10 protein-coding genes are annotated in these 13,221 nt (G+C 40.5%); 9 read left to right on the forward strand and 1 reads right to left on the reverse strand.

What is annotated here, in order from left to right; all coding sequences use genetic code 11:
• The first annotated feature begins 104 nt into the window (after positions 1–104).
• The 3 genes from BW142_RS08875 to BW142_RS08885 all read left to right on the forward strand — a co-directional run bounded on the left by BW142_RS08875 (position 105) and on the right by BW142_RS08885 (position 4,690).
• Positions 105–3,098 carry a TonB-dependent receptor gene (locus BW142_RS08875; protein WP_076924619.1) on the forward strand — a complete coding sequence of 998 codons (2,994 nt, stop codon included), beginning with the start codon at positions 105–107 and terminating at the stop codon, positions 3,096–3,098.
• A gap of 242 nt (positions 3,099–3,340) precedes the next feature.
• The gene (locus tag BW142_RS08880; protein WP_006793003.1) at positions 3,341–4,285 is read left to right on the forward strand and encodes an ornithine cyclodeaminase family protein; all 945 of its coding nucleotides are present in this window, start codon (positions 3,341–3,343) and stop codon (positions 4,283–4,285) included.
• A 6-nt stretch (positions 4,286–4,291) separates the two neighbouring features.
• Positions 4,292–4,690: a hypothetical protein gene (locus BW142_RS08885; protein WP_076924620.1), complete on the forward strand. Its 399-nt coding sequence runs from the start codon at positions 4,292–4,294 to the stop codon at positions 4,688–4,690.
• Positions 4,691–5,087: 397 nt separating this feature from the next.
• On the opposite strand, the gene bioA is transcribed toward BW142_RS08885, so the two are convergent.
• Positions 5,088–6,386 (reverse strand): adenosylmethionine--8-amino-7-oxononanoate transaminase, encoded by a 1,299-nt coding sequence (bioA, locus tag BW142_RS08890; protein ID WP_076924621.1) that lies wholly within the window; start codon positions 6,384–6,386, stop codon positions 5,088–5,090.
• Between the two features lie 94 nt (positions 6,387–6,480).
• On the opposite strand from bioA, the gene bioB reads away from it, so the two are divergent.
• The 6 genes from bioB to htpX all read left to right on the forward strand — a co-directional run bounded on the left by bioB (position 6,481) and on the right by htpX (position 13,035).
• Positions 6,481–7,521 (forward strand): biotin synthase BioB, encoded by a 1,041-nt coding sequence (bioB, locus tag BW142_RS08895; protein ID WP_002961242.1) that lies wholly within the window; start codon positions 6,481–6,483, stop codon positions 7,519–7,521.
• A 12-nt stretch (positions 7,522–7,533) separates the two neighbouring features.
• Positions 7,534–8,691, forward strand: a complete 1,158-nt coding sequence (locus BW142_RS08900) for an 8-amino-7-oxononanoate synthase (protein WP_076924622.1) — start codon at positions 7,534–7,536, stop codon at positions 8,689–8,691.
• Complete coding sequence (locus BW142_RS08905) at positions 8,688–9,575, forward strand: methyltransferase domain-containing protein (RefSeq protein ID WP_076924623.1); 888 nt, start codon at positions 8,688–8,690, stop codon at positions 9,573–9,575. Before BW142_RS08900 ends, BW142_RS08905 begins: the two co-directional genes overlap by 4 nt.
• 28 nt (positions 9,576–9,603) lie before the next feature.
• Positions 9,604–10,287, forward strand: coding sequence for a dethiobiotin synthase (bioD, locus tag BW142_RS08910; protein ID WP_076924624.1), 684 nt, complete (start codon positions 9,604–9,606; stop codon positions 10,285–10,287).
• Positions 10,288–10,410: 123 nt separating this feature from the next.
• Complete coding sequence (locus tag BW142_RS08915) at positions 10,411–11,958, forward strand: FAD-dependent oxidoreductase (RefSeq protein WP_076924625.1); 1,548 nt, start codon at positions 10,411–10,413, stop codon at positions 11,956–11,958.
• A gap of 213 nt (positions 11,959–12,171) precedes the next feature.
• A complete protein-coding gene (gene htpX, locus BW142_RS08920) occupies positions 12,172–13,035 on the forward strand; it encodes a protease HtpX (RefSeq protein WP_076924626.1) in 864 nt (287 codons plus the stop codon).
• Positions 13,036–13,221 lie beyond the last annotated feature (186 nt).

Genomic DNA, 13,221 nt, shown 5'->3' on the forward strand with positions numbered 1-13,221 from the left:
AATATACACATATTACATATTGTATACAATATGTAATATGTGTATATTTTTCATGTCGAGGCTAGTCTCACAATAAAAAATCAACAGGACCAAGGAACTCTTACATGTTTACAAATAACAAAAAACAAACTCGGGGCGTGGGTGCTAAAACCCTGCTAGCAACTGCGGTAACAGCAGCATTATTAATCGTGCCAGCTGCACACGCTGTTGATGGCAGCAGTATTGTTAAAGGTCATATTGTTGCCCAATCGGGGAATGATTTAACCGGCGCAACTATTACACTTAAGCATAAAAGTAAGGGATTGGTTTACACCATTACCAGTAACGCCGAGGGTGATTACTTATTAAGAAACGTACCTGTAGGTACATACGATGTAACTATTGTAAAAGATGGTTATCAAACAATGACTGAAGAAAATGTTGCTGTAACTATTGGCCAATCAATAATACTTGATGTACAGCTTTATAAAGCTGGAACGGATATTGAACGTATTGCTGTTACTGGTTCAGCCATTCGTCGTGTTGATATGGCATCTTCCACCTCTGGCTTAACGTTCAGCAGTTCAGAGCTCAAAGCAATGCCGGTAAATACAGGTTTTGAAAGTATTGCTTTGTTGGCTCCGGGCACTGCTGCACCAGGTGGTTCTAATTTTAAAGGCGCATCAAGCTTTGGTGGATCGTCAGCAGCTGAAAACGGTTACTACTTTAATGGCTTGAATGTAACAAGTATTCGTACTGGGCTAGGTTCGATTCGATTACCATGGGAGGCTATTTCGCAAACTCAAGTTAAAACGGGTGGAGTAAGCCCTGAGTTTGGTGGGGCTCTAGGTGGTATTGTAAACGCTGTATCTAAATCGGGTGATAATGATTTTAAATTTGGTGCAGAGGTACGCTGGGATCCTGATAGTCTTCGTAGTCAGCATGATTCAATATTCCAAGATAGCGGCACCATCAGTACCAATACGCAACAGAGCAGTTACGATTTTAAAGAAGTACAGTTATGGGCGAGCGGTGCACTTATTGAAGATACGCTTTTCTTCTATGGTCTATTTGCTCCACGAAGAGAAGAGTCGAACAGCGCTGGGCAAAGCACATTTTCTGATTTTGAGCGTGATGAAGACCGCTGGTTTACAAAAGTTGATTGGTTTATTAATGAAAACCACTCAGTAGGTTTTTCAGCAATGAACAATAAACGTACTTGGACTGATAAAACGTTTGCTTACGCGTGGGAAGAAAACGTCGTTGGTGAGCAACAAGGTGTTGATGCACCGGGTGAAGATGGCGGTAATGTTTATAGCATTAACTACAATGGCTATCTGACTGATACTTTTTCAGTGTCAGCCGTTGTTGGTCGTGTTACTGAAAATGTTGAAAACGTGGTAGCGTCTCCAAACCCAGGTGTATGGGATGAAAGAAATGGCTTTGTTACGTTAAGTCAGCATACAAATTCCGGTGTAACAGAAGAAGAGTACATCCGAGACCAAGCTCGCATTGATTTTAACTGGGACTTAGATGAGCATTCAATCCAATTTGGTGTGGATTACACAAATGTGAAAGTTGATTTCTTTGAAGGCCAAAATGGCATTGGGGATGCTAAAGGCTGGTGGACAGTAAAAACTGCTGGCGAAAACGACGTTTCGAGCGCTGCACTAGGTAGTGACTTTATCGAAAGAAGGATACGTAGCCGTGAGGTCGATTCGGATACCACTTCATTAGCTTTTTATATAAATGATTCATGGCAAGCAACTGATAATTTAGTGCTTAATATGGGTTTACGCTATAGCCAGTTCGAAAACACTGTTTCAGATGGTCGCGCTTTTGTTGATATAGATAATCAAATCGCGCCACGTTTACAAGCAATTTATGATGTTAGTGGCGATGGTAGTGCAAAAGTATTTGCAACCTTTGGGCGTTATTTTCAACCTGTTTCTGCGAACATGAATATCACCCAGGGTTCTGCATCTATTGAATGGTTTGAGTATTTCGAATTAGATCAATTAGAAGGCAATGGATCACCTTCTTTATTGGCTGATGGCTCACCTAGCAGAGGTGACATGTTACGTGATAGACGCTGGCGCCAGCGTGGTATTACTGAACCAGGGTTAATTGCCTCAGCTTCTTTAAAACCAATGTACAGTGATGAATTTACAATTGGTTATCAGCAAGAAGTGTTTGACACTATGTCTGCGGGTGTACGTGCTATTTACCGTGATTTAGGTCGCAGTGTAGAAGATACCGATGTAGGTCCTGTGCTTGCTAAAAAGCTTGCTGAAATGGGTATCACCGATAACGTAGGGCAAGGTTCATATTATGTGCTTAATAACCCTGGTGAAGCAATTCAAATGTCGTATGACTTTGATGGAGATGGCCAAGTAGATAACGTTAATTTGAGCGCCGAAGAACTGGCACTACCAGAAGCTAAACGAAAATACCTCGCGCTTGAATTTACTCTAGATGGCAACTTAACTGATGATTTACGAATCAATACATCATATACGTGGTCACATAGTTATGGTAATACCGAAGGATTAGTTAAAACGGATAACAACCAAGCAGATCCAGGTTGGACAACATCTTATGACTACGGCGATTTAATGGATCATGGCTACGGTAATTTACCAAACGATCATCGCCATTCAATAAAGGTAAGTGGTGCTTATAATATTACCGATGCGTTAACCGTTGGCATTGTTGCAAGCGCTACGTCTGGCCGACCTAAGAGTTATTTCTCTGTTCACCCTGAAGGCGTTGATAGCTGTGAGCAAGGCAGCCCGTGGGATGCATGTATTAGTAAATACTACGATCAAGCATCTCACTACGATGAAAATGGCAACCCTGCGCCACGAGGCAGTAAGGGTAATCTGCCTTGGTCAACAAACGTAGACATGTCACTTACTTATTACACAGATTTTTTTGGTTCAGACATGACCTTAAAAGGTACTGTATATAATTTATTTAACAGCGATAGTGCGATAAATATTAACGAAGAGCGTGCTCAGTATGGCGATAACGGCCTAGAGTTAAACCCTGACTATGGTTTAGTGACTAGCCGCCAAGGTGCTCGCTATATGTCGTTGGTTGCACGTATTGAATTTTAGTTTTCCCCTAGAAGGTTGTTACTTGATTTAATAACTTTGCTTAAGACTACATAAGGCAAAGAATCGCTATCAATGAAGCAATACAACCTTAATGCTGAACAGGAGACTGTTCGGCATTTTTTATGGGTAACCTATTTTTATTGAGTTAATTACTAATAATACTACAGGCCATAGTGCTGTGCTAATGAGCCATTAAATATAAAGCTCAGTTAACATAAGCACTATTAAGGTTGGAGTAAAAAATGAAAATAATAAATGCAGAAAAAATTGATTACGCTCTTAATTTTGAATCTTTAATAAAAGCACTCCAAAAGGGTTTTGCATCTGCTTTTTGTATGCCTAAACGTAATGTGTACGAACTTAATACGGACAAGTCAAATCATGATGCTTTTGCGATATTACCCGCATGGAATGAACATGTTATTGGCGTTAAGGCGTTTACTTACTTTCCTACAAACACAGAAACAGAATATCAATCGCTCTATTCTAAAATAATGCTATTTTCTCGCAATCATGGTGAACCATTAGCATTAGTCGATGGCACGCGTATTACGCTTTGGCGAACTGCAGCTGTGTCTGCATTAGCAAGCCAGTATTTATCCAGAAAAAACAGTAAACACTTAGTATTTTTTGGTAGCGGAAATTTAGCTTTATATATGATTAAAGCACATATATCGGTGCGTAATTTTGAGAAAGTAACACTTATTGCACGAAATGCTCAAAAAGTGGCGGCGTTAAAACATACCCTAGAGCAGGCATTTCCTAATATGGAGTTCGTCATTGGTAAAAGCACGAAGGAAGTTGTTTACAGTGCTGATGTGATTAGCTGTGCAACGGGATCGCCAACACCTTTATTTAAAGGGTCTTGGTTAAACCAAGGCACTCATATTGATTTAATTGGTAATCACCATAGTGAACAACGTGAATGTGACTCAACCACAATTATTCGCAGCAATGTATATGTTGATAGTAAAGTAAACGTACTTGCTGAGGCTGGCGAATTACTCTTGCCAATTAAAGAGGGTGTGTTTTGCGCACACGAAATTTGCGCAGAATTATCCGAATTGGCAATCCAGAACAAGAATGCCCGTTTAAATAATAAAGATATGACGCTATTTAAATCGGTCGGTACTGGACTTAGCGACTTAATTGCAGCGCATAGTGCTTATCAATTATTAGAAGGTTAATATGTAATGAGTAATATACTTGTAATCTTAGGGATGTGTTTTATAGCTGCCGGTTTATTACCATTTTTCAGATGGATGAAATGTAAGATAAACAAACATCATTGGCGAGTATGTGCAATTAGTAACATCACCTCCGTAATAAACACACGTGTATTACCATTAGAATGCGCGCAACAACAATCAATGTTGGTAAGCTTTAATTACAATGGCGATATTCACAGTGTTGTAGTTGACTTAGATGAATCGTTATTTAAATTATATAAACAAGGAGAGCCTTGCTCCTTATTAGTTGATAAAGACAACCCTCACAGAGTGTATAAAAACGCGCTAATATGGCAAAAATTTGGCCATATCTGGCTTTGCGCTGGCTTATCCTTACTTGTACTGAGTATTTTTACTAATTAGGCATATTATCTTTCGTGGTTGAATTTGCAGTAGTATGTTTGGTATTTAAAGCAGGGCCTATGGAATATGTTTATTCCGCATAAGTAGGCGATAACGTAGAATAAATGCGCAAAAATGCGCGCCCGTTGGGTATATTATAGTGACGATATGCTCTTTGTTACTCCACGGATGTTGGTAAGGGGCGTGAGCAGGGTGCGAAAGTTTTGCTCGGTTTTTACTTACTCTTATATGGACGTAAGCCATTAGAATAATGCAGGAGCAGTTTCCGAGCCCACTAGGTTAATACCCCCGCCGCAATTCAATCGCCTCAGATTAGACAAATTTCAATCCATAAAGGTCTCCACACCCTAGCCTAAATCCTAATGAAGAATATGAGTAAGTAAATTAACAACAAGTATTAGTAATGCTTATTGTTAATTGCATTATAAATCGCATCACACAATGTTTTTATACTGGTGTCATCACTTATATACGGTGGCATAAGGTAAATTAGTTTACCGAATGGGCGTATCCATACACCTTGCTCTACAAAATAGGCCTGAATTTTTGCAACATCAACATTGCCCGCAGCCTCGTTTAGTTCAACAACACCTATTGCACCTAAGGTACGCACATTGGCAACTGCATTAAGTTCGCTGCATTTATGAAGTTGTTGTAGTTGGGTGTTAATTTGCTTTATTCGTTGTTGCCAGTTTTGCTTAAGTAATAAATCAATACTTGCGCAGGCCGCTGCACAGGCAAGTGGGTTACCCATAAACGTAGGGCCGTGCATTAAAACACCTGCTTCACCTTCGCTTATGCCAATCGCTATTTTATCGCTAGTTATAGTGGCCGATAACGTCATTGAGCCGCCAGTTAATGCTTTACCAATACACATTATATCGGGCTCTATATTGGCGTGCTCTACAGCAAATAATTTACCTGTACGGCCAAAGCCTGTGGCAATTTCGTCGCAAATTAGTAGTACGTTATAGTGGGTGCATAATTTACGGACGCAGGCTAAATAATCAGGATGATAAAAGTTCATGCCACCTGCGTTTTGTACAATAGGCTCAATGATAAAGGCGGCTACTTGGCTGTGGTTTGCTTTAAAGTACGCTTCAAGCTCTTGGGCTTCTGCCTGGTTAAATTCGCTGCCAAACTTACTCACCGGTGCAGGTACAAAAACATGCTCAGGTAAAAAGCCGCTATACAAACTATGCATTGAGTTAACGGGGTCACATACGCTCATGGCTGCAAACGTGTCGCCATGGTAGCCCTTGTAAGGCGTCATTAATTTTTGTTTTGTTGTAATGCCTTGGCTTAACCAATATTGCAGGGCCATTTTTATTGCCACTTCAACACTTACCGAGCCGCTGTCGGCTAAAAATACTTTAGTTAAACTAGGCGGCGTTATATTTACTATTTTTTTGCAAAGCTCTACCGCGCTGTTATGTGTAATACCGCCAAACATAATATGGCTCATATTATTAATTTGCTCAATCATGGCGTTATTTATAACAGGGTGGTTATAGCCATGTATTGCGCTCCACCACGAGGCCATGCCATCGATTAATTGCTCGCCAGTTTCGAGGTAAATAATGTTGTGATTTGCATGTGTAACGGGGTATACCGGAATTGACTTAGTCATAGATGTATATGGATGCCAAATGTGCTCACGATCAAAATCAAGGTCAATCGTATTCTTTTTAATCATATGTAAACTTTAACTTGATGGGCTTCGTTGACAATGGTACTTCAACTCGTAGACTAAGCCAATATCACCGCTGAGAAAAAAATAAGAGAGTATTATGGAACTTGCACCTGTTCGTCACGATTGGACCCACGCTGAAGTTAAAGCATTATTTGAAATGCCATTTAACGATTTACTTTTTAAAGCCGCATCGGTTCACCGTGCTAACTTCAACCCTAATGAAGTGCAAATTTCTACGTTGTTATCCATTAAAACAGGCGCTTGCCCAGAAGATTGTAAGTATTGCCCGCAGTCGGGGCATTACCGAACCGATTTAGAACGCGAACGCTTAATAGAAGTAGAAAAAGTAGTAGAGCAAGCACGCCTTGCAAAACAAAAAGGCGCGACCCGTTTTTGTATGGGGGCTGCATGGTCAGATCCAAAAGATAGAGACATGCCATACATTTCGCAAATGGTTAAAGAAGTAAAAGAGCTAGGGTTAGAAACCTGTATGACGCTAGGCAAACTCACTAACGAAAAAGCCCATGAACTTAGAGACGCAGGGCTTGATTACTACAATCACAACCTTGACACGTCACCTGAGTATTACGAGCAAATTATATCAACCCGTACTTTTCAAGATAGATTAAATACCATTGACCACGTACGCGATGCCGGTATGAAAGTATGCTCGGGCGGAATAGTCGGCATGGGCGAGCAAGCAAGCGACCGCTTTGGACTACTTATGCAACTAGCTAATTTGCCACAACAGCCAGAAAGCGTGCCTATTAATATGCTGGTTAAAGTTAAAGGCACACCGCTTGAAAACGTAGACGATTTAGATCACTTTGAATTTATACGTACCATAGCAACAGCGCGTATTATGATGCCACACAGTTATGTACGTTTATCGGCAGGGCGTAACGCCATGAACGAGCAAATGCAATCAATGTGCTTTTTTGCAGGTGCAAACTCAATATTTTATGGTGATAAACTACTTACCACCGAAAACCCAGACGCTGATGCTGATATGAACCTAATTAAAAAACTAGGCATGAACCCAGAAAAACGTCATGACTATTCAGACGAAGCCGTAGAAGCCTCGCTTTCATCGCAAGTAGCCGACAAAGCAACGTCTGAATTGTTTTACGAAGCGTAGGCTTTTATATCTATGCCTTTTGATTTTATAAATACGCATCTTGAGGCTCGCCAGCAAGATGCGCTGCTTCGTAAACGCAATGTAGTAGAGCACTCTACAGCGCGCACCATAACGGTTAATAATAAAACCTATCTTAATTTTGCGAGTAACGACTACTTAGGTTTTGGGGATGAGGCTGTAAACCTTAATGACTCCTACGCATTAGGCAGCCACAGCTCAGCATTGGTTACAGGTTATCAGGCGCAGCAAAAAGCGCTTGAGCAATACTTATGTGAGCAATTTGGTTATGGCGCAGGAATGTTATTTAATTCAGGGTTTAGCGCTAATAGCAGCGTAATTAAAGCGTTGTTTCAAGATAAAGCCGCTGCACAAAACAGTGCTATTTTTCAAGATAAGTTAAATCATGCAAGCTTGATTGACGGTGCTTTGCACTCTAACGCGGCTTTAGTGCGTTTTAATCACAACGACATGAATCATTTACGCTCACGGCTCGAAAAATCAAAAGCGCAAAACAAGCTAATTATAAGCGAAGGCGTGTTTTCGATGGATGGCGATACCGCACCTCTTAAAGAATTACTCGTCTTAGCAAAACAGCACAACGCATGGCTAATGATTGACGACGCACACGGCTTTGGTGCATTAGGTAAAACCGGTTTAGGCAGTTGCGAAGCATTGCTAGATGAGGGGATAGTACTACCCGAGGTACTGGTTATTACCTTTGGCAAAGCCGTTGCGAGTAGTGGCGCGTGTGTATTAGGCAACCAGCAGTTTATTGATTACATGCTGCAGTTTAATCGCGATTACACATATTCAACTGCCATGTCGCCGCTAATGGCAAGCCACACACTTGCGCGTATTAAATGCATAAAAACAGCCGATGATAAACGCGATAAGCTTAATGCCAATATTGCATTGTTTAAGCAACTCGCTAAAAGCCATAATATTGCTGTGATGGAATCAAACACAGCCATACAGCCCATTGTATTAGGCTGCGCTGAGCAAACGTTGCAAGCGGCAGATAAACTTAAGCAAGAGGGTATTTGGCTCACTGCAATTAGACCGCCGACGGTTGCACATAACACCTCGCGTTTACGCATTACTTTAACCGCAGCACATACCGAGCAAGACATAACGCACTTAGTGAAGCATTTAGTAGGTGCAATAGCATGACTGCTCAGCCAGTATTAAAAACAGATTTAATGCAAACACGTAAAGTAAAACCGTGCCTGGTGAGTAGCGAGTTAAATAGAGAGTTAAATGAAGAGTTAAATAAAGAATTGAATAAAGAGCTAAGCAAGGAGCTTAAAAAGTCCACCCAAAGTAAGTTTTCAAAAGCAGCTGAGCATTATAACACCCATGCAAATGTACAAAAACACGCAGCGACCGATCTATTTAAACTTATAAAACCAGGCTTTAATAAAAATAAGGTATGTGTTGATTTAGGCGCAGGTCCGCTTGTTAATACACATACATTACAAAGCATGTTTTCAAGCGTTGTGGCAATCGATTTAAGTTTAAATATGCTGCAAAGTAGTGATTTAACCACAACTAAAATATGTGCCGATATGGATAACTTACCGCTGCAAGCAAACAGTGTTGATGTTATTTACAGTAACTTTGCAGTGCAATGGTCTGCTAATTTTTCGACTTTAATGCAATCACTTTACAGCATATTAAAACCAGGCGGGCAGGCGTACATAAGCACTGTGGTAGAGGGCTCACTTAACGAAATAAAAACAGCCTTTGCCGCGCTTGATTCAAACAGCCACATAAATACCTTTAATAGTGAATTGCATATAAACCAATCAGTCCAAAATACAGGGTTTATTATTAACAGTGCAAAAAAATGTATTTATACCGATGAATACACAACACCTTTAAAAGCGATTGCTTCAATTAAAGCTATAGGGGCAACTACGCAAAATCATACCAATACGCGCCAAGGGTTACTTACCAAATCTGCGCTACAAAAAGTGTGCAGTGCGTATCCGCTTATAAATAACAAAGCATGTGTGTCTTATCATGTGGTGCTGTTATCATTACAAAAACACTAAATAAGCCCAAAGACATTAAAGGCAACGCATGAAAGAATTTTTTATAACAGGCACCGACACCGATGCCGGAAAAACCCACGTTACCAGTTTGCTATTAAAGTTACTTGCCCAACATAAAAAACAAGCCATTGGCTTTAAGCCCCTTGCTGCTGGCTGCGAAATGGCGTTTGATCAGCTAGTAAATGCTGATGCCCTCATACTGATGGAAAGCGCAACAGTAAGCGCTAAATACGACGTAGTAAATCCGTTTGCGTTTGCACCCCCTATTGCACCACACATAGCTGCTGATCAAGTTGGGGTGAGTATTACTGTCGATAAACTAAGTGATGCTTATAAAAACGTAAAACAACAAGGCGCTAATTATATACTTACCGAAGGTGCGGGTGGATGGGCACTACCAATTAATAATACCGACTATTTATACGATTGGGTAAAGGCTGAGCAGCTACCAGTCATACTCGTTGTAGGTATGAAGCTAGGTTGTTTAAATCATGCATTACTAACCGCTGCGCATATGCAAAGCATGGGTATAAACTGCGTTGGTTGGATTGCAAACCAAGTCGATAAAAATATGGACGAGTACCAAGCAAACCTAGATTCACTCAAAGCTCGTTTACCGTTTCCAATACTTGCCATAAGCCCATACAGCGAGCAAACGCCTAAGTTACAAATATACAAAAGCTTGCTTAGTGCGTTATCTATAAACACTTAAGCGGTTTTAGAAAGATTTACTTTTTTTAGGTAAATATTGAAATAGTCAGCCTTAGTACACATATAAACATTTATAAATACAAAGCTTGCTCAAAAACAATGTTACTAAGGACATAACGACTATATGACGCACCCATTTATTGAAAGCTACGCCCCAAATTCGCACGTAAGTGCAGAGCCAAAAGCACTAAACAATGGTTTACCTAAAAAACGCGTAGGCATAATAGGTGGGGGCACAGCGGGTGCTACTATAGCCATCAGGCTTGCTGCGTTAGGGTTAGAAACTTACGTATTTGAAAAGAAAAAGTCGTTAATTGATGGTCCGCCAATGTGCCATTTGCACTCAGGTGGTAACTTATATCGCGAAATACCCGACGAAGACTGCATAGATTTACTCAAGCAATGTATAGATATAGCGCGCCTTTATCCTCACACCGTCGATGTTCGTCCTACAGTATTTGCCGTGCCCAAGCGCGACGACGACTCACCGGAGGATTTATTTCCGCGTTTAGATAAATTAGTAAAAGCCTATAGCGAGCTTGTTGAGCAAGACACCGCCAACAAAGTGTTAGGTGAGGCAGAGCATTATTATCAGTTATATAGCCGCGAGCAAATGCTAAAGCTTGCTAAGCAAAAACAAGTAGCCAAGCCTACGTTGTTAGATGAGTGGATGATACCTGTGGCTAAGCATTTAGATTTAGATAAGCTAAAGTTTCCGCTAATTGTTGCACAAGAATATGGTTGGAATATATTTCGTTTATCGGCCAGTGCTCAACTCGCGCTTGCCGAGTATGAACATGCTCATGTTTTAACAAATACATGCGTTAAAAGTGTATCGCCTGTTACCAATAATAAGATTGATAAACAAATAACCAAGTGGAACATTGAATACCAAACACAAGCAAGTTTAGAAGCTAAAAACGTTGAAGTAGATTACCTAATTAATGCGTGTGGTTTTCAAACCGGTATTATTGATGACTTGGTTGGGGTAGATGTAAAACGCATGGTCGAATTTAAAGCCTCTTATATAACTCATTGGCAAGGTGCTGGTGGGCAAATACCCGAAATTATTATTTACGGTAACCGTGGCACACCAGAGGGCATGGCGCAGCTAACGCCTTACCCAAATGGATATTTTCAAATACACGGCATGACCAACGACATTACGCTATTTAATGATGGCTTAGCTGATGCAACACCAATGAGTGCTCAACCTAAACTCCCCGATAAATACCTGCACTATATTAAAGATGGATGGGACAAAACAGCATTGCAAGCACGTAACCAAACAGCAATAGATTATGTAGCCGAGTTTGTACCCGCGTTTAAAAGTGCTAACACACAAAATAATGCCTTGTTTGGCGGGCAACAAATCCCAGGGGATGACGACACTTTGCGCGTAGCCGATGTAAGTTTATATTCTCATATTAGTTATGCGCGGGCCGAAAATGTTAAAGCATCGTCAACGTTAATCGCTGCCGATCAAATAGTGTCTGAGTTTATAAAATTAGGAATAATAAGCAGCGATCCTGCTGTAAACCATCACCGCAGTAGCCATCAATGGTCGTATCTTAAACATAATAGCTGCGAAAATATTGGCGAAGTTGCGCGCATATTGGCAGGTGAACGTGGTTTTCCAATTGATATGGCAGAGCTAAATAACAGCTTGTAATAAACTGATTTATAAAGAAACTTTAGTCTTAGATTTGCTATAAAACGCCTCTCAAAAAAATTATCAATAAACACATAAATAACACTTGTGTTATGACATAGTTTGTCACAGAATAGCGCTAACGTTATGACATAGTGTGTCATAGCGTAGTGATTGCTTTAACCTAATTTATTTTAAGCGTTCGGTGATCAATATTAATTTTGTGAGGACAATATGAAACGTGTATTTTTGTTTTTATTAACTAACCTAGCGGTTATGTTGGTATTAGGTGTAGTGCTTTCAATAATAATGAGTGCGCTGGGTTTAAGCCATCGTAGCCTTGGCGGAATTTTACTTATAGCCACGGTGTTTGGTTTTGGTGGATCGTTTATTTCGTTATTTATGTCGAAATGGATCGCTAAAAAATCAACCGGCGCGCATGTAATTACACAGCCCCGAAACGAAACCGAACGCTGGCTTGTACAAACGGTATCTGCGCAAGCAAAAAAAGCAGGTATTAAAATGCCAGAAGTGGCTATTTACGACAGCCCAGAAATGAACGCATTTGCAACCGGCCCAAGTAAAAACAACTCGTTAGTGGCAGTAAGCACAGGCTTAATGCACAACATGACCAAAGATCAAGCCGAAGCCGTACTTGCCCACGAAGTATCGCACGTGGCTAACGGCGACATGGTAACGCTTACCCTAATACAAGGCGTGGTAAACACCTTTGTAATATTTGCTGCAAAAGTACTGGCAGGCATAGTAGATAACTTTATTAATAGCGATGAAGAAGAGGGTGGTAGTAGCTGGACATACTTCTTATTCGATATGTTATTCCAAGTATTATTTGGTGTGCTAGCAAGTATAGTAGTGGCAAGTTACAGCCGTAAACGTGAATTTGCAGCCGACAGCGGCGCAGCAAAACTAGTTGGTGCCGATAAAATGCGATCAGCCCTCGAGCGTTTAAAGCAAAACCATCCTTCGCAATTAGAAGGCTCAATGATGGCCTTTGGTATTGCAAGTGGGAAAGGTGTTGCTGAGTTGTTTTCGTCGCACCCACCGCTTGATGCTCGAATCGACGCACTACGTAAGTAATTATGTAAATTAGTTATATACTAAGCCAGCTTAATCGCTGGCTTTTTTATGTTTACGTTAAAATACCAAAATCGCATGCACTGTGTTTATATACAGTGCCCTGTGTCGCTTTATAAAATCGTTACTTTTTTAAGCTATATGTGTTTACGAAGTTATTGTGTATAAGTAAACTAAAATAACTTAAAA

The organism is Pseudoalteromonas sp. EB27 (assembly GCF_001974875.1).
Classification (GTDB): domain Bacteria; phylum Pseudomonadota; class Gammaproteobacteria; order Enterobacterales; family Alteromonadaceae; genus Pseudoalteromonas.